The sequence below is a fragment of the Apibacter sp. genome (genome assembly GCF_025291155.1).
Classification (GTDB): Bacteria; Bacteroidota; Bacteroidia; order Flavobacteriales; family Weeksellaceae; genus Apibacter.
Map to the genome: position 1 here is coordinate 1 of NZ_JAMBJZ010000026.1, position 21,810 is coordinate 21,810.

The window sequence follows — 21,810 nt, forward strand, 5'->3', positions numbered from 1 at the left end:
GCCTGTCTAAATTGAACTTCCTTCATTGTACTTTAAATTATTACGGCAAAAATACGAATTTTTTGTACAATCAAATTCTTTTATGTTTAAAAAAAAAGAAAATTTGTATAAAAATGAGAATTTATTTTGTATAAAATAAATTTCTGATGCTATTTGCTTATCTTTTATATTGTTAATGTGTTTATTTTACGAGGGCTGGATATAAGAGATACAATTGTAAGATCTTTATCAATGATAAAATATAAATGCCTTTACATTTAAAAAGTCGAAGAATAAATATTAAAAAATAGAATTAATTTTTTATCATGATTTGATCTTTTATTTTGTTTAAAATATCAAAATTGTCTAAATTTCTTGTACAAGCCCAATCTTTTCTATAGCATGTCTTATTTCCAAAAATTGAGCAAGGTCTACAAGCAAGATCATTATTTTGTATGATATCTTTTTGTTCCTGGCCGTAACCTAAAAAACCGGCAAAAGGATGCGTTGCACCCCATATGGAAATAACTTTTGTTCCTACAAGAGAAGCAATATGCATATTAGCGGAATCCATAGTTACCATTACAGGCAATTGACTAATACAATTCATTTGCTCTTTTAAGGTGATTTTGCCCGATAGGGAATGTATGTTAGGGTGTAATTTTTGCCATGAATCAAGAATTTCCGATTCTTCCTTTCCACCTCCAAATAAAAAAATATGATAATTTTCTTTTGCTAAATTTACACATATTTCCTTCATCTTATTTAGAGGAAGCATTTTTTCTTTATAATTAGCGAAAGGAGCAATTCCGATAGAGTTTTCTTTTTTGATTGGACTAGTAGTAAGTTTATGAGATAATTGTAAATGGAATCCTAATTTTCTAAAAACATCGGCATAACATTCAGATACAGGGCGTAATGGAAATAGTTTTTTATTTTTTTTACGCGTCAATAATTTTCTTTCTTTTCGATTTTTATCTAAAGTAGCTATTTTTTTTACATATTTATATAAAAATAGCTTTAAAAATCTAGTTCTAAGTACATTGTGTAAATCTGCTATCATTGTAGGCTTATACTCTTTTAGCTCATCAGCGAGCTTTTTTAGTCCTACAATTCCATTATAGTTTTCAATGTCAACTCCTATAATGGTTGTATTTGGAATTGATTGAAAAAAGGGCGAAAAAAAATGACGAGTAACAATCAATAATTCTACTTCCTTATTTTGCTCTACAAATTCCCTTATAATGGGTACGGTCATTGCGACATCTCCCATTGCAGAAAAACGAAAGACTAAAATTTTTTCTTTAATCTTACTCACTTTTATCTAATTATTTTTTTGCAGAGTAAGCAATTGCGTAATATTTTATTTGTTTGATCATTGCCAATAGTCCATTTGCACGTGTAGGAGATAAGAATTCTTGCAGACCAATTTTCTCGATAAAATTTTCATCAGATTTTAATATGTCCTCAAATCGCTGGCCCGAATAAATACGCACTAAAATAGCAGCTATTCCTTTCGGTAAAATAGCATCAGAATCAGCTTCAAAAAACAATTTACCATTTTCCATTCTAGCATCCAGCCAAACTTGAGATTGGCAGCCTTTAATCAATTTATCTTCTGTTTTGATTTTTTCAGACATTTTCGGCAGAGATTTACCTAATTCAATAACATACTCATACCGCTGTTCCCAGGTATCAAATAAATTAAATTCATTTATTAATTCTTGTTGTATCTCCGAAATAGTCATGCTAAAAAAATTAAATTATTTGATCAAAACCTGTATAGGGAACCAATGCCTTTGGTATGGTAATGCCCTCACTTGTTTGATGATTTTCAAGCAAAGCAGCTAAAACCCTTGGCAAAGCTAGAGAAGAACCGTTTAGCGTATGGCAAAGTTTATTTTTACCTTCTGATTTATAACGTAGTTTTAAACGATTAGCTTGAAAAGTCTCGAAATTTGAAACAGAACTAACCTCTAGCCATCTTTGTTGTGCCGCTGACCATACTTCAAAATCATAGGTAATGGCTGATGTGAACCCTAAATCTCCTCCGCACAATCGTAATATACGATAAGTTAACTGTAACGATTCTAATAGAGATTTTATATGAGTAACCATTTCTTCCAAAGCCTGATATGAATTTTCAGATTTTTCAATTCGAACGATTTCAACTTTTTCAAACTGATGTAATCTATTGAGTCCTCTTACCTCTTTACCATAAGATCCAGCTTCTCTTCTAAAGCATGGAGAATAAGCAGTTAATTTTATAGGCAATTGATTTTCGTTTAGAAGTACATCTCTATAAATATTGGTTACAGGAACTTCAGAAGTTGGAATTAAATAAAGTCCATCTTCATTAATGTAATACATCTGTCCTTCTTTATCTGGTAGTTGCCCCGTTCCATATCCCGATGCTTCATTGACAACGAAGGGAGGAACAATTTCTGTGTAACCGGCTTCAGCATTTTTATCTAAAAAAAACTGTATTAGAGAGCGCTGCAATCTTGCTCCTTTTCCTTTATACACGGGAAAGCCTGCTCCAGTTATTTTGACTCCCAGTTCGAAATCAATTAGATCGTATTTTTTGGTAAGATCCCAATGAGGTAAAGCATTAGTGTCAATATTTTCATTAGCCGAATGTCTAAACACTTCTAAGTTATCTTCTTCATTAATTCCGGCAGGAACCAAATCGTTTGGAATATTCGGAACTTCATATAAAACAAATTTTAATTTCTCTTCCGTGTCAGATAAATTTTGTTGCAATTTTTTTGTGGATTCCTTCAAAGAAAGGGTCATAGATTTTGCTTGTTCAGCTTCGTCTTTTTTTCCGTCTTTAATTAAAATTCCTATATCTTTTGAAATTTTATTCATTTCCGAAAGTTGTGAATCTAAATCAAATTGGATTTTTTTTCTTGATTCATCTAGTGAAAGAATTTCATCGATAAGTTCTAATTTGCTAAAATTTCTTTTCTTTAATCCAGCTAAGACCTTTTCTTTATTATCTTTAATAAATGCAACTTGTAACATAATTAATGTAAATCTTTAAAAGGCAAATTTAGTGTAAAAAAATAAATATTTAATAGAGATTAAAAATGGGATAATAAATATGTGTGTAGAAATTAAATTTAAGAGATGAATGTCACCATGTGCTTATGAAATTTTATGACTTTTTAGTAGCGATTGATGAATAAATAATTAAAGTTGTATTTTTAATAAAAAAAGTAAAAAAATACTTAGGGCAATTGTTCCATAATATATTGTTTAGGTGTTTTTCCATAAAATTTTTTAAAAGAAGTTATAAAATGAGAAGAACTTTTATACCCAACCGCTAAAGCTATTTCGTTTATAGGATATTTATTATACAGCATTTGATGAGCATGTTTCATACGCACGTTTGTTATATAATCATGAATAGTACATTTATTTAGAATTTTAAAGCCAGTTTTGAGTTTCAATTCATTTAAATGAATAATTTTAGAAAGTTGCTTAATTGTCGGAGGCTCTTCATAATGAGTATTTAGATAAGCTTCAGCCATATTAATCTTATCTAAATCTTCTTTTTTTATAAGATTAACCACCTTATACTTTGTAGATAATTCTGTTAAAATTAATAAAAATAATTCTTTGAATTTAATATGATAATAGCTGTGACCCAATACTCCAATTTCTGAATTTTTAACTATTTCACTTAATATATTTACGATATTAAAATTAACAGGTAAAAATATTTCACCAAAATTTATATAATTATCGGATTTTATTTTCCTATATAATATAGTTTCTGAAAACCATTTTTCATTTTTAAATATAGATAAAATAAATGATTTTGAAATAAAGATTCTTGTATAGTTTATGGTCTTTTTTTGACTAAACACCTTTATATCTATATTATCTTTATTTTTAAAAGCTAATTGTAAAAAACCTGATTGAATATCTTTTATAGTTTTAGTTAAAGGCTTAATTATTTGTACTTTACCTTTTAATAATAATGATAATTGTATATAGTCTTTTTCTATAGACAACGAATTTGCGAAATTGTTTAATACAGTAAAATTTTGAAAAATTATACAAAATCCACTGGTATGTATAACTTTCTGCAGTCCACTAGCACAATTTGTTTCAATATAATTTTGGTTTATAGTAATAGGAAAATTAATATTCAACTCATCTTGAATTTCCAGTTTTAACGAGAATTTCTTATCTATTTCAGAATAAATACGCATTATACTATTTATGTTATTTTTTGTACCAAATATGGTATTATTATATGTTATTTAATTTTACTTTTGCCAATAATCTTTATTTAGTCTAAACAAAGATAAGAAATAAAAAATATTTGAGAGATATAACTTACTACTCCATGAAATTATTGATAACTATTTTAATTATTTGTTCATTTTCAGATCATTTATATGCACAGTTTGGAATAATAGAGGGAAAAGTTAAATCACATAATATTCCTCTAAAGGAAATAAAAGTCGAAGTTGAAGGTACCGACTATGCTATTAAAACAGATCAAAATGGATATTTTAAACTTTTTTTACCTGAAGGGAATTATTTTCTCATTTTTTCAAAAGATGAGTATGAAAATCAGCGTCTTAATATTAGCATAAAAAAAGAAGAGAATAAAAATATTGTAATTGAACTTAAAACTATACAATATAAAGATATTGAAGATGTAATAATTAAAGGGAAAACAGCTATCCAAAAAACAAAAGAAATTCCTTTTAGTGTCACTGTATTAGATGCTAAATCATTTTATAATAGTTCATTGGATTTGGCGCATATGCTTGAAAAAGCTCCAGGAGTCAAAATAAGGGAATCGGGAGGAGTAGGTTCAGACATGTCTATCTCATTAAATGGTTTTACAGGTAAACATGTAAAATTATTTATGGATGGTGTCCCTATGCAGGGATTTGGAACAGCTTTTCAATTAAATAATATTCCTGTAAATATTGCGGATCGCATTGAAATATATAAAGGGGTGGTTCCTATTGAATTTGGTACAGATGCCATTGGAGGAGTAATTAATATTGTAACAGCACAAAGCGCAAATACCTACATGGATTTATCCTATTCATCTGGTTCTTTTAATACCTATAAAACCAATATTAATTTCGGTCATACAACAAACTCCGGATTTACAATTCAATTAAACGCTTTTCAAAACTATTCAGATAACAATTATAAAGTCAAAACCTCTGTATTAGATTTAAAAACAAATGTTTTTTCATCAGAAAAATTTTGGGTAAAAAGATTTCATGGTAAATATCACAACGAGACAGGTATCTTAAAATTAGGGTTTGTTAAAAAAAGTTGGGCAGATCGATTTTTAATCGGAATTACATTAGGAGAAGAATATGCCGATATACAAAATGCTAATTTGATGGAAATTGTGTATGGTTTGAAAAAAAGAATGGGAACGACTGTTATGCCTTCTTTGGTTTATGAGAAGAATAATTTTTTAATTAAAAAATTAAACTTCAAACTGACGGGTAACTATAATCGAAATTATAATAAAAATACAGATACGGCAGCGAGACAATATAATTGGTTTGGAGATTATGTACCAAAAAAAACTAAGGGAGAAGGAATTTATTCACTTTCAAAATTTTTCAATGATAATTATTCTGCTACAGCTAATCTAAGCTATAAGTGGAATGAAATGCATTCTTTTTCAATTAATGATGTTATAACAGATTTTAAAAGAAAAAAATCTGATCGGGTTTCCATAGTAGAAATAGGCTCTGTAAAAGACACAATGCGTAGAACCAATCTAAAAAATATTTTGGCGGGATCATATAAATTTAATTATCGAAATATATGGAATGCGATTGCTTTTGGGAAATATTATTATGAAAAAGTAAAGGGGCCTAAAAATATTTCTACTGTAACAAACGGTTCAAAATACGTTGAAAACACAGAAAAGTTTAATATCACTGGATATGGAATTGCATTTACATATTTTTTAAAAGATTATCAGCTAAAAGGATCTTTTGAAAAAGCGTATCGGTTACCAACAGATAATGAGCTCTTTGGAGATGAAGTATTAGAGATGGGTAATTCAGTTTTAAAAGCAGAAAATTCAATGAACTATAATATTGGAATGATACTCAACAAAGAATTTAAAAATTCCAATGCTATATATTTTGATATAAATGGATATTACAGAGATACTCGAGACTATATCCGGCGAATCATTGAGCAACATTATGGAACGGCAACCTATGTAAACCATGGAAAAGTGCGAAATATAGGAGTAGATGCAGAGGTTAAATTTTATTATAAAAATAAGTATATGATTGGAGGAAATATAACTTATCAAGATATAAGAAATAAAGAACGTTATTCCTCAATAAGTGGAAATAGAAAAGATATTACCTATAATGACAGAATTCCTAATGTTCCTTATTTTTTCGGAAATGTTGATGCAGCTTATTACATCAATAATATCGTACATAAAGGGAATAACTTAAGTATTGGGTACACATTTAACTTTATAGAGAAATTTTATCTCAACTGGGAAAGTTTAGGAACAAAAAAATCAAAATATACTTTACCCGGGCAATTATCTCATGATATAATCATAAACTATACTTTCAATAAAGGAGCATTTAATGTTTCATTTGAACTAAAGAATTTAACCAATGAATTTCTTTATGATAATTATAGCTTACAGAAGCCAGGAAGAGCTTATTATATCAAATTAAGGTATTTATTTTATCAATTACAAAAAAAATCTAAAAAATCAATATGAGAGATCTATTTTTTACAACGAAATTTTTTTTACTAATAACTATTTCCACATTTATAATAGGCTGTGGAAGTGATGACAATGTAAATGATTTTGACAATAACGGATATGATGATGCTACTCAAAAATTTGTAATAGCAGCTACCATGGGGAGTTCAAGCTATATGTTGGCATCAGATCATTTAGATACTGGTACAACAACTATGTCCAGAAATGGGTTAGAGGTTGGGAGAGTATTTACTCATTTTATAAATAATAATTATAAGTCTTTAGTAGGACTTGTATATGGACAAGGAGGAGCTTATGTTGGATATTGCTTCATTCTTGGACAAAATGGCAAGATACAAAAATTGAAAGGAGATGGAGATATGGGATTTCAGGTAAATAGCTATAATACTGTAGGGAACTTTGGAGATTATATGATTGCTGCAAGAGGTTCGCAAGCTTTAGCAGATGGAACAACCGGAGCCATATTCAGTTTTATTGAACAAAAAGGAAATGATTTATCTATCAAACAAAAGACATTACATACAAATAATATTGTTGGCAATGGTTATAATCCAACCATAAGTGGTATTGTGGATATTGGGAATGGAGAATTTCTTACTGCTGTAGTTACTCCTAATGAGCCGGATAAAGTATACGTATTGGCATTAGATGAAGATTTGAATGTCAAACGAATTTATTCAGATGATAGAATCAGTTATTCTTCCGGTAGATGGCGATCCGCTATGTATTCTCAAATGGGTAAAGATGATTCCGGAAACGTATATGTTTTTTCAGGTTCTTTTGAAAGTGCAACGACAAAACCGGCTGGAGCTTTATGTATTAAAAAAGGAAGTACCTCATTTGATAAAGATTACTATTATAACATTGAACAGGCATCAGGTGGGTATAGATTTCGAAAAGTTTTCCATATAACTGAAGATTATTTCCTTTTAGAGTTTTATAATGATTTAGATTATTCAATTATAAGTTCTGCCTCTCAATATGCAATTCTAAAAATGAGTACAAAAACCTTTAACTGGTTAAGAGCAGGCTTTCCTTCAAAGGATCAAATCACGGCTACCGGATGGCCATTAAGCTGTGAAGGGAAAATTTATTTGCCGGTAACTACAACTAATGAGCAACCAACTGTGTATGTAATCGATCCGAAAACTACTTCCGCAAAACGAGGCTTGGTAGTTGAATCGGAAGGAATAACAGGATTGTCGCTCTTAAAAAAATAATAAAAAATAAAAACTCTTAAATAAAAGTATAGTATGAAAAAAACAAATGTATTCCAAAGAGTATTCTTAAGCTTTTTGGCCGGTTATATGACTTTATCATGTAGCAGTGATGATGATAACAATAATGCTAAAACTATCGGTCCTACAAAAACAGGAAAGTTTGTAGTTGCTGCCTCTCCTGGTAGTGGAAAGTTAGGGACAGGCACCTATTTTTTAGCTCTAGATCATTTAGATTCGGGGAAAGATAGTGTATCAGGAAATCTTAACTCTGTAAAAACTACCAGTTCTTTTACACAGATTGTAGTCAATAATTCTAATAATTTAGTAGGATTCATTTATCCGAATGGTTCAGATTTAGGACAAGGAAAATCTGGGTCAAGAGCATTTAAACTTTCTGGAGACAATAAGATTGAGGAATTAAAAGGTAGTCCATTTATAACAGGAAGGTTTTCAGTAACAGGCAATTTTGGAAAATACATCTATGCAATATCTAATAATGATAATAGTTACATCTATGAAAGAAATGGAGATAATATGACCCTAGTTGATAAACCTATAGATTTAGCATCCCATATGATTGAAGATAAAAAACCATCCATAACTGGAATTGCAGATAGAGGGAATAATGAAATTGCAGCTACTTTTAAATATACGAATTCAGATAATGTATTTGTAGCCTTTATGGATTATAACTTTACTATTAAAACGGTAATACAAGATACACGTATTAGTTTTTCCGGAGGTCAGTGGAGAGGAGCTATATATTCGCAAATTTGGCCAGATCAATCAGGGAATATCTATGTATTTTCTGGAGCAGGTTCCGGAAATAAAACTACCAAAAAAGCCGGTGCGTTAAAAATAAATAAGGGGGCTATAACATTTGATTCTGACTATTTTTTTGATATAGAAACTGCTGCAGGAGGATATAAATTTAGAAAAGTTTTTCCTATTACTCAAGATTATTATTTGATTGAATTCTATAATGAAACTTCTGATTCAGGAAACACATCTAGCGCTACTCGCTTTGCTGTGGTTAAAATGGAAAATAAGAAATTTAAATGGATTGATGGAATTCCGGACTATATTCAAATATCTAGTAACGGATGGCCATTAGCACACAAAGGTAAAATATATTTACCGTTAAACCTAGTAAGCGGTAATTCAGCCATATATGAAATTGATCCGGTGACTGGAATTGCTAAAAAAGGATTTGAGCTTGCAAGTGATAAAGAACATATCAGAGCCGTAACATACTTTGAAAATTAAGTACTTTTACTTAACTAAAATTTTAATAAAGCAGTTGATAATTATCAACTGCTTTAAACTATTATATTTTTATTTAGTCTATATTAAGTAATATTGCAAAAAAATGTAGATTTATACCCTCTACTAAAAAAATAAATAAATGAAAAGAATTCTTATAACCTTAGTATGTATAGCATCTACCTGGATGCATGCACAAATGAATAATACCTTATTGGATAATGACTTTTGGAAGAATAAACCTAATGTACAGATAGTTGAAGCGGAAATTAAAAAAGGTAATAGCCCAGTAGAATTTAATGATAATAAGTTCGATGCGGTTTCGGTTGCAATATTAAATGAAGCACCATTGGAAACTATTAAATATTTGATAAAGCAAAAGGGAAATGAAATAAATAAATTGACTCACGATAATAGAATTTATCTCCATTGGGCGGCGTTTAAGGGAAATACAGAATTAATTAAATATTTAATAGATAAAAAAAGTGACATAAATATTGAAGATTCTCATGGATTAACTCCTCTAGTATTTGCTGCAAATGCGGGACAAACTAATATAGAAATATACCGACTTTTTTTTAACGCTGGTGTAAATCCTAAAACAAAATATAAAAACGGTACTAATATATTACTGTTAGCAATACCGTATGATTCCGATCTTCGGCTTACAGCTTTTTTACAGTCCAAGGGACTTTCTCTTTCCGATACGGATGATAAAGGCAATACTGTATTTGATTATGCAACCAAAAAAGGTAACGTTGATTTGTTGAAAAATCTAAAGGATAAGGGAGTAAAATATACAAATAATGCTTTATTTATGGCCGCTGAGGCAACACGTAGGACGGCAAATACCATTGAAGTTTTCCAATATCTGGTCGATGATTTAAAAATTAATCCACTAATTACTAATGAAGATCAACAAACTGTTCTTCATATTCTCGCTAATAAACCTGATCAGCAGCAGATTATTACCTATTTTATAAACAAAAAAGTAGATACACAAAAAAAAGACAAAAATGGAAATACTGCTTTTATGATTAGTGCTTCTGGAAAAGATTCTAAAAATACAGAAGTATTTTTACCTTTTGTTAAGAATATAAATGATACAAATAACAAAGGTGAAAGCGCATTAATGCTTGCGGTTAAATCAAGTACTCCTGAAATGATATCTTTACTTCTAAATAAAGGAGCCAATATCAATCAAAAAGATAATAAAGGAAATAATTTAGCGTATTATCTTGTTCAATCTTATCATCCAAGAAATAAAGATTTTGATTCAAACTTAAATATGTTAAAGAATAAAGGGGTAAATTTCGGATTAAAACAAGAGGAAGGTAATACCATTTATCATTTAGCTATAATAAAAAACGATCTAAATTTAATAAAAAAGCTTTCTGATCTTAATGTAGATGTGAATATAGCAAATAACGAAGGTATTACACCTTTGCAAAGGGCAGCTATGGTAGCCAAAGATGATCAGATTCTAAAATATCTAGTATCTTTAGGTGCTAAAAAAAATGTAAAAACGGAATTCGGCGAAACAGCCTATGATTTAGCAAAAGAAAATAAAATTTTAACTCAAAATAATATATCTGTAGATTTTTTAAAATAAACTCGTATGAAAATACATATAAAATTACTAGTATACAGTTTCCTTCTTATGTTACTACCTATAATGGGTTACTCTCAAGCACATAAATATAAATGCTTACTTCAAATGAACAACTATATAGGAGAAGGAGCATATATTGTGGTATCCTTGATTTCTCCTAAAGGGCAGTATGAAAAAACATTATATATAATGGGAGAAGATCAAAGATGGTACAATACATTAAAAGAGTGGCATAAATTCTATTCAAAAAAGAAAAGTGTTGATGCTAAAACAGGAGCATCGGTAGCTGGAGGAGATAGAAGCACAACAACTCTAGAAATAGAAGATTCCAAAATCGATAAAGGATATAAACTTAGATTTGAAACAGCTGTGGAAGATCAAGATTATTATGTGAAAGATTTGGAAATTCCCCTAACTACACAAACACTTTCGGGAAAAAATTCAGGGACCGGATATATTAATTATGTGAGATTTAGTAAGATTCAATAATTCAATGACTCTTTCTATTTGGAGATATGCTCATTTAATTTTAGCATTAGTATCTTTTGTGTTTTTAAGTATGGCTTCCATAACGGGATCCATACTTGCTATTAATGCAATAAAAGAAAAATCTTCCTCTTATAGTATTCATGGATTAAATCATGTAAGCTTAGCCCAAACAATATCTTCATTACAAACAAAAGTTCAAGAAATTTCTGAATTGGAGGTTTCTGAAAACTCTTATGTAAAATTAAGGGGTATTGATAAATCTGGAGATGACGTAGAGGTATATATCAACCCTAAAACTGGGGAAATGCTTGGAAAACCTAAAGATAAGAGCCAATTTATTCTTTGGATAACTTCCTTGCATAGATCCTTGTTTTTACATGAAACCGGGCGAATACTAGTGGGTATCAATGCATTTTTACTTTTCTTAATAGTTAGTTCAGGAAGCATACTTATTATTAGAAGACAAAAAAATATCAAAAATTTCTTTTCAAAAATTAAAAAAGCTACTTTTTCCCAGTATTATCACACTCTATTTGGGCGATTGATGCTTATACCCATACTCATTATTTCTATAACCGGAAGTTATCTGTCATTGGATAGATTTAATTTTTTTTCTAAAAAAGAATATAATACTATTCTTAATCTGCCGAAATTAAGTGATGAAAGTACACATATCGCTTATAAAGACATCCCTTTATTTTCAACTATCAAGCTTTCAGAAATAAGAAAAGTGGAATTTCCTTTTTCTGACGATCCGGATGAATATTTCATTATAAAGTTGAAAGATAGAGAAATAACTGTTGATCAATTTATGGGATCGATTGTTTCACAAAAAGATTTTCCATTATCACAAAAGTTAATAAACGTAAGTTTAGATCTTCATACCGGAAGAACTAATATAATTTGGGCGACATTCTTATTGGTTTCTTCTTTATTTATTTTATTTTTTATAGGTTCAGGTTTCACAATAACTTTGAAAAGAAGTAAATTTAAGTTGAAAAATAAATATAAAGCTTCAGAAAGTAAAATTATTATTTTGGTAGGGTCTGAAAATGGAAGCACATTTAGCTATGCAAATGCAATACATCAACAATTATTGTCGCAAAATTATACTTCTCATCTAACAGAGCTTAATAAATATCAGCTATTTCAAAATGCTGAATATCTACTTATATTAACCTCAACGTATGGATTAGGAGATGCTCCCTCCAATGCGCAAAAATTTGAATCTCTTTTAAACGCATATCCGCAAAATCGAGCAATAAAATTTAGCGTAATAGGATTTGGTTCCAAATCTTATAAAGACTTTTGTTTGTATGCAAAAAATGTAAATGAAAAAATAAAAGTACAGTCATGGAGTCAACAGTTGATTGAAATGCATACAGTTAATGATCAATCTTCTGATGATTTTGTAAAGTGGATAAAGGAATGGAATAATAAAACAGAGTTAAAATTATATGCAGACACTCACTATTATAGTCAACGCCCTAAGAACATAAAAAAGATGAAAGTAGAAGAGGTCTATATACCTAAAGATACTAATGACACTTTTATTGTTAAATTAAATCCTGGAAAAAGGAAATATAATTCAGGTGATATTTTAGCTGTATATCCCTGTAAAGATAAAAGAGAGAGGTATTATTCCATAGCCAAAATTGATAATGAGATACAATTATCAATAAAATATTATCCATCCGGGTTAGCTTCAGAGTACCTAATTAATAGTATAAGTGGAGATTTTATTTATGGAAGAATAATAAACAATATTCCATTTCATTTTCCCATAAAAGCAACTCAGGTAGTTATGATAGCAAATGGAACAGGAATAGGACCGTTTTTAGGAATGATTTCCCAAAATGTTAAAAAAAGGAAAATTTATCTTTATGGAGGTTTCAGACAGGAAACGGAGATAGTCCTAAGATATAAAGATTTTTTGGAAGAGCAAATAAACAAAAATAAGCTAGAAAAATATAGCTTATCTTTTTCATCAAATTCTGAAAACAAATACGTTATGGATTTATTGCGAAAAGATTATGATTTTTTGGTTAATTTGCTTGAAAATAACGGAGCTATCATGATTTGTGGATCATTACAAATGCAAGTAAGCGTGGAAGAAGTTTTAGACGATATACTTTTTAAAAGAACCAATAAAAAATGTTCCGATTATAAAAAAAATGGACAGATTTTAACAGATTGTTATTAAAATATGATGTATGGTTGATATGAGTAAAAATTGGAAAATAATACTAATATTTTATATTTTAATTTTATCTATAACAGAGGGTAAAACTCAGGTACAAAGACATCGTACAACAACCCTTATGGGGTGTCGTTTTGATTTTACAGTAATTGCGGAAGATTCATTACAAGCAGAAAAATACATTGATCAGGCCATAGATGAGGTTGTTCGTATTGATAATTTGATTTCCGATTGGAAATCGGAATCTCAAATATCAAAAGTAAATCAAAATGCAGGAAGACGACCGGTTAAAGTCGATCGAGAAGTTTTAGAGCTAACACGAAGGGCTATATATATATCAGAAATTACCCATGGTGCTTTTGACATAAGTTTTGCGGCAATAGATAAGATCTGGAAATTTGATGGTTCCATGAAGCATGTACCTTCGCCGAGTCAAATAAAAAAATCAATAAAAAAAATAGGATATAAAAATATTATCTTAGATACCATAAATTCGACCATTTTTTTAAAATTACCCGGCATGAAAATCGGATTCGGATCGATAGGTAAGGGGTATGCTGCCGATAAGGCTAAAGAAGTATTGGCATATAAAAAAGTTAAAGCAGGAATCATCAATGCTTCAGGAGATATAAGCGTATGGGGAAGCCGACTGAATAGAGAAAATTGGAAAATTGGAATTGTGAACCCTTTCATCCCTTCAGATATTATTGGAGCTTTTAGCCTTAAAGAAGAATGCGTCACTACTTCAGGATCATATGAAAAATTTGTAGAACTTGAAGGGAAAAGATATTCTCATATTATCGATCCCCGAACCGGATATCCGGTAAAAGGAATTTTGAGTGTTAGTGTTGTAGGACCTAAAACCGAAATGGCAAACGGGTTCAGTACTTCTATTATGGTTTTAGGAACGCAAAAAGGCATAGAGCTGATCAATCATTTTCCAGATTATGGATGCCTTATTATTACAGATGAAGGAGAATTAATAAAATCCAAAAATTTTAATACAAAAATAGAATTATACGATTCGGAAATAAAGCCAACATCCAAATCTTAAGTACAGACTAAACTTTGAAACAAGTTTATCCATTTTTCCATAATTGTATCGGGTGAATAACGAAGTACATTTTGAGAGGCAGCTCTTCCTAAAAGTTTTCTAATTTTGTCATTTTCAATTAAATAAGAAATTTTTTCGACAAAAATTTCTTTATTATTGAAAGGAACTAACAATCCATCTATTCCATCACAAATGATTTCTTTTGGTCCGCTTTTACAGTTATAAGAAATCGGGGGGACTCCATGAGACATGGTTTCAATCAATGTCAATGGAAAACCTTCATATTTGGAAGTCATTACGTAAATTGAACTTTCGAGTAAAACTGAGCTTATATCTGAAATCGCTGGATAAATTTTAATACTGGAATCTAAATTTAGGCTCTTAATCTTTTTTTTAAGCTCCTTCTCTTTCTCTCCATTTCCATAAATTACTAATTTCCAATCAGGATATTTTTGCGCTATTATTTTCCATATATCAATAAGATGATCGAACTGTTTTTGTTGGTTCAATCTACCTAAACTAATCACTTTTTTATTAGTAAGAGAAGCATAGTTCTCCGGGATTAGGGTAAGTGGATTCTCGATAACTTCAAGATTGGTTAAATATTCACCCCATGATTTTTTATCTTCATGGGTTAAAACTACAAAACGATCAAAATGTTTAACAATATCATAATCTTTTTTACGATATAAATAAGTGATAATTCTACCCAGATAATATTTATCTAGTTTTGAATAATATTGTGCTCGTTTATATTTTGCAAAATGACGTTCTATAATTTTTTTACTTCCATCTTTGAGCTCATAAATATACTTTGAGTATTTGCAAAATGTAGATATTGCTATATCCGGCTTAATTTCTTCAAAAAGTTTAGCAATAGTTTGGAGGAAAATTTTTTTATTTTTATTAAAATTAATATGTTTTATTATTCCATTTTCCTTTTCAAAATCCAAATTTAAATAATGAAATTTAATACGAGAATCAAAATGAAAGAAAGGTTTTTCAGAGGAGGGATATATTACCACAATATGTACTTCATAGCCCTTATTAACAAGATAGTTTGATTTAAGAGAAATAAAACGTTCTATGCCTCCGGAATTATGAATGTTACCAATACAATATGCAATTTTCATTAAAATTTCACTTGCTATTTTAAATATTTTAAATTGGATCAAATATATAAAATAATAATGTATAATTATATTTATAAATTATATAATAGGGATAAATATATAGTTGAGTGTTTTAATAAATATCACAGAAAATAATTATATACAAGCTTACCTAATATATTTTTTATAAGTTCACGAATACCTTTTATTTGATACCAAAGTGCATAAATATTAATAATATTTTTATAAGTAAATGTCAGGAAGTTTCGGCATTAAATTAAGATTATATACTAATTATTCATTCATGGAAAAATTTATATCTAAAGATATGATATCGTAAAATCGTATGAAATAAAAAAGATTTAAAATTAGCTTATTTAATCCCTTTTTTTGCAAAATATTCTAAAAAATGGTCAGGATGGGCACCAGTTCGGTCGTTACAATCTAAAGAATCTATTCTCTTAATATCTTCATCACTTAAATGAAAGTCGAAAACATTAGCATTAGAAATAATTCTATCCTTATTGGTACTTTTAGGAATGGTAACAACTCCTTTTTGCAAATCCCATCTTATAATAATTTGTGCGACGTTTTTATTATATTTTTTAGCTATTTCTAGAAGTAAAGGATCGTTGAATAAGGCACCCCGTTTTAATGGAGACCATGCTTCATACTGAATTTTATTTTTCTTACAAAAATCGAGTAGGTCTTGTTGAACTAGGCTAGGATGAAATTCCATTTGGTTAACCATGGGCATCGTCTGCCCTAAATCGATGATTTTCTGGATATGATGTTGTAAAGAATTACATAATCCTATAGCACGTATTCTTCCAGCTTTATATAATTCTTCCATCGCTTTCCATGCCTCCAAATAATAATCAGGATGCGGCCAATGGATTAAATATAAATCCAAATATTCAAGACCTAGTTTTTCCATGGATTCTTCGAAAGCTTTGAAAGTATCTTCGTATTTTTGTCGGCTAAACCATATTTTTGTGGTAACAAAAATTTCCTCTCTAGGTATAGAAGCTGTTTTTATAGCTTTACCTACACCTTCTTCATTATAATAATAAGCGGCCGTATCAACATGTCGATATCCCGCATCTAAAGCATCATGAATAGCATTGATAACTTCCTGCCCTCCATCTGCTTTATATACGCCTAATCCCAAATAAGGCATTTTAACACCATTAGATAAAGTAGTAGTTCCAGAAATATCTGTAATATTCATAATATTTTATTATAGAATTGAAAAACATTTAGGAATTATCCAACTTATTACTTTAATTTTTGATATATTTCATTAATTCACTAAAGCTCATTTCAACAGGCGGATATTCATCGTCTTTAAGTTAATACATTGTTAGATAAAAAACCATAAGTAATATAAAAAAATTTAACCTTATTTCATTTCTTTTTTTACTTATTTTACTTAATTTGTTATTAGTAATATCTTGTTTTACTCTATTACCGTTAAATATTGATTCTTTTAAAGCAGCTAATGTATTTTTTTATTACTATAAAACTCCAAATTATATTTTCAAAATTAAATATAATTCAAATATACAATTAATTTTTTTATTTAAAAATATAATCAAAGCAATTATTTCGTATAATTTTGTTCATTATATTTTGTTGATATAGATGAAAAAATCTACTATAGCTTTAGCCTTAGGTACCTTAGGATTAGGAATGTCAGAGTTTGGTATGATGGGAATACTTCCGGATATAGCCCAAAATATGTCTATAAGTATTCCAAAAGCAGGATATTTTATTTCTGCTTATGCTATTGGCGTTGCAATAGGAGCGCCATTACTTGTTTTAATCGCCGGAAAGCTTCCTTTAAAAAGAATATTATTGTTTTTAATTCTCCTTTTCATAGTAGGAAATCTATTTTTTTCTTTATGTACACATTATGAATTAAATTTGTTCTTTCGATTTATTTCAGGACTTCCTCATGGGGCTTATTTTGGTGTCGGATCCATTGTTGCCAGTAAACTTGCTCCTCCAGGGAAAGGAACCTCAGCAGTTTCCGGTATGATCTCAGGAATGACTATTGCTAATTTAATAGGAGTACCGTTAGGTACTTTTGTGAGTCATCATTTTTCGTGGAAAATTACCTATTTTTTAATTTCAATACTTGGAGTTTTAATTTTTCTATCAATTAGGAAATTTGTTCCAGAACTTAAGCCACTTCCTTATACGGGGTTTAAAAAACAATTTTATTTTTTGAAAAATATAAATCCTTGGCTTATCATATTGACTACTATTCTGGGAAATGGAGGAATTTTTTGTTGGTATAGTTATATAAATCCGATTATGACTCAATCTGTAGGTTTTTCAGAAGAAGCAATGACAGGAGTGATGATGTTTGCCGGTTTAGGAATGGTAATTGGGAATATGGCAAGTGGAAAATTTTCTGACCAATATTCTCCCCAGAAAGTAGCTACTGCAACTCAGGGGCTGGCAATGGTAACCTTATTGTTATTTTTCTTTTTCGTAAATTCTCATTTTATTTCTTTATCACTTATGTTTATATGCACCGGTTGTTTATTTGCTGTATCTGCTCCTCAACAGATTTTATTATTACATAATTCTAAAGGAGGAGAGATGCTAGGATCAGCTATGGCTCAAGTTTCTTTTAATATAGGAAATGCATTGGGTGCTTTTTTAGGAGGTATTCCCATAAGTCAACATTATCCCTATGAATATAGTGCCTTACCCGGTGTAATATTAACAGGCATAGGATTTCTGATTTTTTTGTACTATACTAAGTTTAGATCACAAGTAGAATAAAAAACATAAAAATGAGGGTTAAATTTTATTCCAAAAAGTTGGTGAAAGGTAATAGTAAAAAATAAGAAAATATTTTATTTGCCTTTTATCTGCGAAATATTCCTATTCTAAAATTTGTAAGGAATATTTAATTATTTCAATTATTTTTTTCAATTCTTCGATTGTGAAATTTCCAAACCCAAATCTCATGGCAGAGATTTTTTTGTTCTGATAAAGTAAAGATTTAGGAATAAAAAGATCCTGTTTTAAACAGATTTCCCTTAATTTCATTAGATTTATAGACGAATTCCATTGAGTCCATATGGCTAATCCACCAGAAGGAAGTGTAAAATTTACATATTCATTCAATTGATTTTTTAATAAAGATCCTAAATAATCTCTTCTTTCTTTATAAACGGCTGAAGTTTTTCTTAAATGTCTGTGTATCTCTCCTTCTTCAATAAGTTCACCTAATGCGTATTCCATAAAAATATCGCCTTGTCTGTCAAGCATACTGGAAAATTTTTGCATTTCAGAAATAAGATTTTCGGGAGCTATGACAAAGCCCATACGAAATCCAGGGGCAAGTGATCTTCCAAATGAACCTATATATACGACCATGCCCGATGTATCAGCGCTGGCAAGAGGGAGCAGACGATTATTTTCGTAATGAAAATCGTAATCATAGTCATCTTCCAAAATTATAAAACCATAAAGTTGGGAAAGTTCCAATAATTCTAATCGCCGACCCGCACTTAAAGGAACCGTAGTTGGGTAATGATGGTGTGGGGTTATATAAAGCATACGAATTTTTCTTTGTTCGCAAAGTTTTTTTACAGCTTCGGAAGAAATTCCTTCCTCATCTACCGGTATGGTTACAATTTCTGCTCCTACCTTTTGTAATATCATATTTGTGACAAAAAAACTTAGTTCTCCAACTAATACAACATCTTTAGGAGAAATAAGAAGTTCGGCGGCAATATAGACTCCCATTTCAATACTGCGGGTGATAAGAAGATTATTTTTTGAAATATGCAGCCCTCGCGTTAGATTCAGAAAATTAGATAAATTATTTTTAAAATATTCACTGTGGTCAATGAAAGAATCATCTCCTTTTTTATGAAATCTTTTTCTTTTTAAGTTGGAAGAATATAAACTTGAAAGCAAGTGTATCTGCAATAAACGAGTATCAGGTATTCCATCATTCAGTGCTAAAGAACAAGTTGAAGATTCAAAAGGATTATCCAATAAATTTGATATTTTATAAGAAAATCCTGTTTTAGAAGGATATTGCGTTAAATAGTCTGTAGATACCTGTTTAATTTTTTTATTAGTATCATTAGATTTTTGTATGATAAAACTACCCTTATTAGGAAATACTTCAATCCAACCTTGCGCTTCCAATTCTTCGTATACCTTAACGATAGTATTACGATTTACCTGAAGCAAATTTCCTAAGATACGGGTTCCCGGAAGACGAGTTCCTTTAGGTAGATATCCTCTTTGGATGGCATTAATCATCTGAGTCGTAATTTGCAGATATACAGAAATAGTTGAATTTCGATCTATTTGTATAAAACTAAGATAGTGAGTAATAACCGGACTAGCCATAATACTAAAACTGGTATAGTTGAATCATCCGGAAAGATAGTACTTTTGCTCTAAATTTCAATTATAAATTGTTTTTAATCAAATTATATATTATATGAAACTACTGCTATCGAATGTAGCTTTATCTATAACTTTTATATTAGCTGCACAAAACCATAAAGATTTAGGGGAAGTTGTTATAGAAGGGAAAACTCTCTCTTTACCCTTTTATAAAACTTCACAGAACGTGCAGATAATTAGTAGAGAAGAAATTGCTTCTATGCCGGCTTCCAGTATTGAAGAAGTACTTTCATATTATTCAGGAGTCGATATCAGACAAAGGGGGGCACACGGAGTACAAGCTGATATAAGTATAAGAGGAAGCTCATTCGAGCAAGTACTTATTTTAATAAATGGGGTAAGAATGAACGATAGCCAGACAGGACATAATTCCATGAATATTCCAATAGATTTAGCCTCCATTGAAAGAATAGAAATAGTTAAAGGACCTTCAGCTCGTCGTTTTGGACAAAATGCGTATGCCGGAGCTATAAATATCGTCACGCGCCCATCTGGTAAGGATGATATAACAGCTTCAGCAACCGCGGGTGATTTTGATACGTATTCTTTAAGTACGGCAATAAACCTATCCGGGGGAAAATTTTCCCAATTCTTACAGGCTGAGACTTCGCAATCCGACGGATATCGGTATAATACGGATTATCAAGTAAAAAATGTATGGTATCAGAACCTATATAAGTTGAAAAAAGGTGAAATAAGAATACAGGGAGGATATATGGATAAAAAATTCGGTGCCAACGGTTTTTATTCATCACCCTCCGCTAAAGATCAATACGAAGCCATTCAAACTTCATTAGTAAATATCGGTTGGAAACAAAAATTTGGAAAGATTAAACTGGAATCGAATGCATATTGGAGACGTTCACAAGACAAATATATATTTGATAGAAATAATCCTTTAAAATATAGGAATCTTCATATCGGTAATAATGCAGGGCTGGAAGCCAATGCTAATTATAATTCTTCATTAGGGGTTACAGCCTTAGGAGGAGATTTTAGAAAAGAATATCTATCCTCTAATAATTTGGGCAATAATCAACGTACAGTTAGTTCTATTTTCTTTGAGCATCGATTTATTTTTTTAGAAGATAAATTGGATATAACCCCGGGAATTAGCTTTGCTGATTATTCAGATTTTGGTAATTTTTGGTATCCGGGTATAGATGTCGGATATAGTATAAATAAACATAATAAACTATTTGTGAATGTTGGTAAAACATATAGAGTACCAACTTATACGGATTTAAATTATTCTGATCCTATTAATGAAGGTAATTCAAATTTAAAACCGGAAAATGCACTTTCTTACGAACTAGGGTATCGATTCATTCAAGATAATTGCAAAACAACAATAAGCCTATTTAGACGAGAATCGAGAAAAAGTATCGATTGGACAAAAGAGCACGAAGAAGATAGATGGAAACCTGAAAATATTACTCGAATAGATACAAATGGGCTGGAAATAGATTTTAATTATCATTTTACAGCCTCAATCTTTAAATCTTTTAATTTAGGATATACCTATCTGGATAATGAGATGAAAAAATCATCTCGAACTTATTCTAGGTTTTCCTTGGATAACTTAAGGCATCAGCTTGTTGTTCAGTTAGAACACAAGATGTTTAAAAATATATCGAATCAAATCATTTACAGATACAATGATAGAGTTAAT

The 21,810-nt window shown here is 29.9% G+C and carries 16 protein-coding genes; 9 read left to right on the forward strand and 7 right to left on the reverse strand.

The window, feature by feature from the left end:
• Window positions 1–292 precede the first annotated feature (292 nt).
• From M3Z80_RS04175 to M3Z80_RS04190, 4 genes are all read right to left on the reverse strand, one after another.
• On the reverse strand, window positions 293–1,297 hold the full coding sequence (locus M3Z80_RS04175; protein WP_293917850.1) for a glycosyltransferase family 9 protein: 1,005 nt from the start codon (window positions 1,295–1,297) through the stop codon (window positions 293–295).
• A 10-nt stretch (window positions 1,298–1,307) separates the two neighbouring features.
• The gene (locus tag M3Z80_RS04180) at window positions 1,308–1,727 is read right to left on the reverse strand and encodes a SufE family protein (RefSeq protein ID WP_293917851.1); all 420 of its coding nucleotides are present in this window, start codon (window positions 1,725–1,727) and stop codon (window positions 1,308–1,310) included.
• Between the two features lie 10 nt (window positions 1,728–1,737).
• Window positions 1,738–3,006, reverse strand: a complete 1,269-nt coding sequence (gene serS / locus M3Z80_RS04185; protein ID WP_293917853.1) for a serine--tRNA ligase — start codon at window positions 3,004–3,006, stop codon at window positions 1,738–1,740.
• Window positions 3,007–3,212: 206 nt separating this feature from the next.
• A complete protein-coding gene (locus M3Z80_RS04190) occupies window positions 3,213–4,202 on the reverse strand; it encodes a helix-turn-helix transcriptional regulator (protein ID WP_293917855.1) in 990 nt (329 codons plus the stop codon).
• 137 nt (window positions 4,203–4,339) lie between these two features.
• On the opposite strand from M3Z80_RS04190, the gene M3Z80_RS04195 reads away from it, so the two are divergent.
• From M3Z80_RS04195 to M3Z80_RS04225, 7 genes are all read left to right on the forward strand, one after another.
• On the forward strand, window positions 4,340–6,736 hold the full coding sequence (locus tag M3Z80_RS04195; RefSeq protein WP_293917857.1) for a TonB-dependent receptor: 2,397 nt from the start codon (window positions 4,340–4,342) through the stop codon (window positions 6,734–6,736).
• Window positions 6,733–7,962, forward strand: coding sequence for a DUF4374 domain-containing protein (locus M3Z80_RS04200; RefSeq protein WP_293917858.1), 1,230 nt, complete (start codon window positions 6,733–6,735; stop codon window positions 7,960–7,962). The genes M3Z80_RS04195 and M3Z80_RS04200 overlap by 4 nt, the downstream gene beginning before the upstream one ends.
• A gap of 33 nt (window positions 7,963–7,995) precedes the next feature.
• Window positions 7,996–9,228 carry a DUF4374 domain-containing protein gene (locus M3Z80_RS04205; RefSeq protein WP_293917860.1) on the forward strand — a complete coding sequence of 411 codons (1,233 nt, stop codon included), beginning with the start codon at window positions 7,996–7,998 and terminating at the stop codon, window positions 9,226–9,228.
• Window positions 9,229–9,367: 139 nt separating this feature from the next.
• Window positions 9,368–10,837 (forward strand): ankyrin repeat domain-containing protein, encoded by a 1,470-nt coding sequence (locus tag M3Z80_RS04210; RefSeq protein ID WP_293917862.1) that lies wholly within the window; start codon window positions 9,368–9,370, stop codon window positions 10,835–10,837.
• A gap of 6 nt (window positions 10,838–10,843) precedes the next feature.
• Window positions 10,844–11,326, forward strand: a complete 483-nt coding sequence (locus M3Z80_RS04215) for a DUF2271 domain-containing protein (RefSeq protein WP_293917864.1) — start codon at window positions 10,844–10,846, stop codon at window positions 11,324–11,326.
• Window positions 11,327–11,330: 4 nt separating this feature from the next.
• Window positions 11,331–13,529 carry a PepSY domain-containing protein gene (locus M3Z80_RS04220; protein WP_293917865.1) on the forward strand — a complete coding sequence of 733 codons (2,199 nt, stop codon included), beginning with the start codon at window positions 11,331–11,333 and terminating at the stop codon, window positions 13,527–13,529.
• 19 nt (window positions 13,530–13,548) lie between these two features.
• Window positions 13,549–14,580, forward strand: coding sequence for an FAD:protein FMN transferase (locus M3Z80_RS04225; protein WP_293917867.1), 1,032 nt, complete (start codon window positions 13,549–13,551; stop codon window positions 14,578–14,580).
• Here the strand turns inward: M3Z80_RS04225 and M3Z80_RS04230 are convergent.
• Together M3Z80_RS04230 and M3Z80_RS04235 are read right to left on the reverse strand one after the other, a co-directional pair.
• Window positions 14,577–15,713: a glycosyltransferase family 4 protein gene (locus tag M3Z80_RS04230; protein WP_293917869.1), complete on the reverse strand. Its 1,137-nt coding sequence runs from the start codon at window positions 15,711–15,713 to the stop codon at window positions 14,577–14,579. The two genes, M3Z80_RS04225 and M3Z80_RS04230, sit on opposite strands and share 4 nt — an antisense overlap.
• 352 nt (window positions 15,714–16,065) lie before the next feature.
• Window positions 16,066–16,923: an aldo/keto reductase gene (locus M3Z80_RS04235; RefSeq protein WP_293917871.1), complete on the reverse strand. Its 858-nt coding sequence runs from the start codon at window positions 16,921–16,923 to the stop codon at window positions 16,066–16,068.
• 413 nt (window positions 16,924–17,336) lie between these two features.
• Between M3Z80_RS04235 and araJ the strand changes: the two genes are divergently transcribed.
• Window positions 17,337–18,488 carry an MFS transporter AraJ gene (gene araJ / locus M3Z80_RS04240; protein ID WP_293917872.1) on the forward strand — a complete coding sequence of 384 codons (1,152 nt, stop codon included), beginning with the start codon at window positions 17,337–17,339 and terminating at the stop codon, window positions 18,486–18,488.
• A 102-nt stretch (window positions 18,489–18,590) separates the two neighbouring features.
• Here araJ and M3Z80_RS04245 read toward each other — a convergent pair whose 3' ends face one another.
• Entirely contained in the window at window positions 18,591–20,078 is a 1,488-nt protein-coding gene (locus M3Z80_RS04245) for an aminotransferase-like domain-containing protein (RefSeq protein WP_293917873.1), read from the reverse strand.
• Window positions 20,079–20,172: 94 nt separating this feature from the next.
• On the opposite strand from M3Z80_RS04245, the gene M3Z80_RS04250 reads away from it, so the two are divergent.
• A partial coding sequence (locus M3Z80_RS04250; RefSeq protein ID WP_293917875.1) for a TonB-dependent receptor plug domain-containing protein occupies window positions 20,173–21,810 on the forward strand: 1,638 nt, incomplete at its 3' end.

Excerpts from the sequence above, each read along its gene's own strand:
- M3Z80_RS04180 (WP_293917851.1), bottom strand. The coding sequence starts at position 1,727 with ATGACTATTTCGGAGATACAACAAGAATTAATAAATGAATTTAATTTA.
- serS (WP_293917853.1), bottom strand. The coding sequence starts at position 3,006 with ATGTTACAAGTTGCATTTATTAAAGATAATAAAGAAAAGGTCTTAGCT.
- M3Z80_RS04190 (WP_293917855.1), bottom strand. The coding sequence starts at position 4,202 with ATGCGTATTTATTCTGAAATAGATAAGAAATTCTCGTTAAAACTGGAA.
- M3Z80_RS04195 (WP_293917857.1), top strand. The coding sequence starts at position 4,340 with ATGAAATTATTGATAACTATTTTAATTATTTGTTCATTTTCAGATCAT.
- M3Z80_RS04200 (WP_293917858.1), top strand. The coding sequence starts at position 6,733 with ATGAGAGATCTATTTTTTACAACGAAATTTTTTTTACTAATAACTATT.
- M3Z80_RS04205 (WP_293917860.1), top strand. The coding sequence starts at position 7,996 with ATGAAAAAAACAAATGTATTCCAAAGAGTATTCTTAAGCTTTTTGGCC.
- M3Z80_RS04210 (WP_293917862.1), top strand. The coding sequence starts at position 9,368 with ATGAAAAGAATTCTTATAACCTTAGTATGTATAGCATCTACCTGGATG.
- M3Z80_RS04215 (WP_293917864.1), top strand. The coding sequence starts at position 10,844 with ATGAAAATACATATAAAATTACTAGTATACAGTTTCCTTCTTATGTTA.
- M3Z80_RS04220 (WP_293917865.1), top strand. The coding sequence starts at position 11,331 with ATGACTCTTTCTATTTGGAGATATGCTCATTTAATTTTAGCATTAGTA.
- M3Z80_RS04225 (WP_293917867.1), top strand. The coding sequence starts at position 13,549 with ATGAGTAAAAATTGGAAAATAATACTAATATTTTATATTTTAATTTTA.
- M3Z80_RS04230 (WP_293917869.1), bottom strand. The coding sequence starts at position 15,713 with ATGAAAATTGCATATTGTATTGGTAACATTCATAATTCCGGAGGCATA.
- M3Z80_RS04235 (WP_293917871.1), bottom strand. The coding sequence starts at position 16,923 with ATGAATATTACAGATATTTCTGGAACTACTACTTTATCTAATGGTGTT.
- araJ (WP_293917872.1), top strand. The coding sequence starts at position 17,337 with ATGAAAAAATCTACTATAGCTTTAGCCTTAGGTACCTTAGGATTAGGA.
- M3Z80_RS04245 (WP_293917873.1), bottom strand. The coding sequence starts at position 20,078 with ATGGCTAGTCCGGTTATTACTCACTATCTTAGTTTTATACAAATAGAT.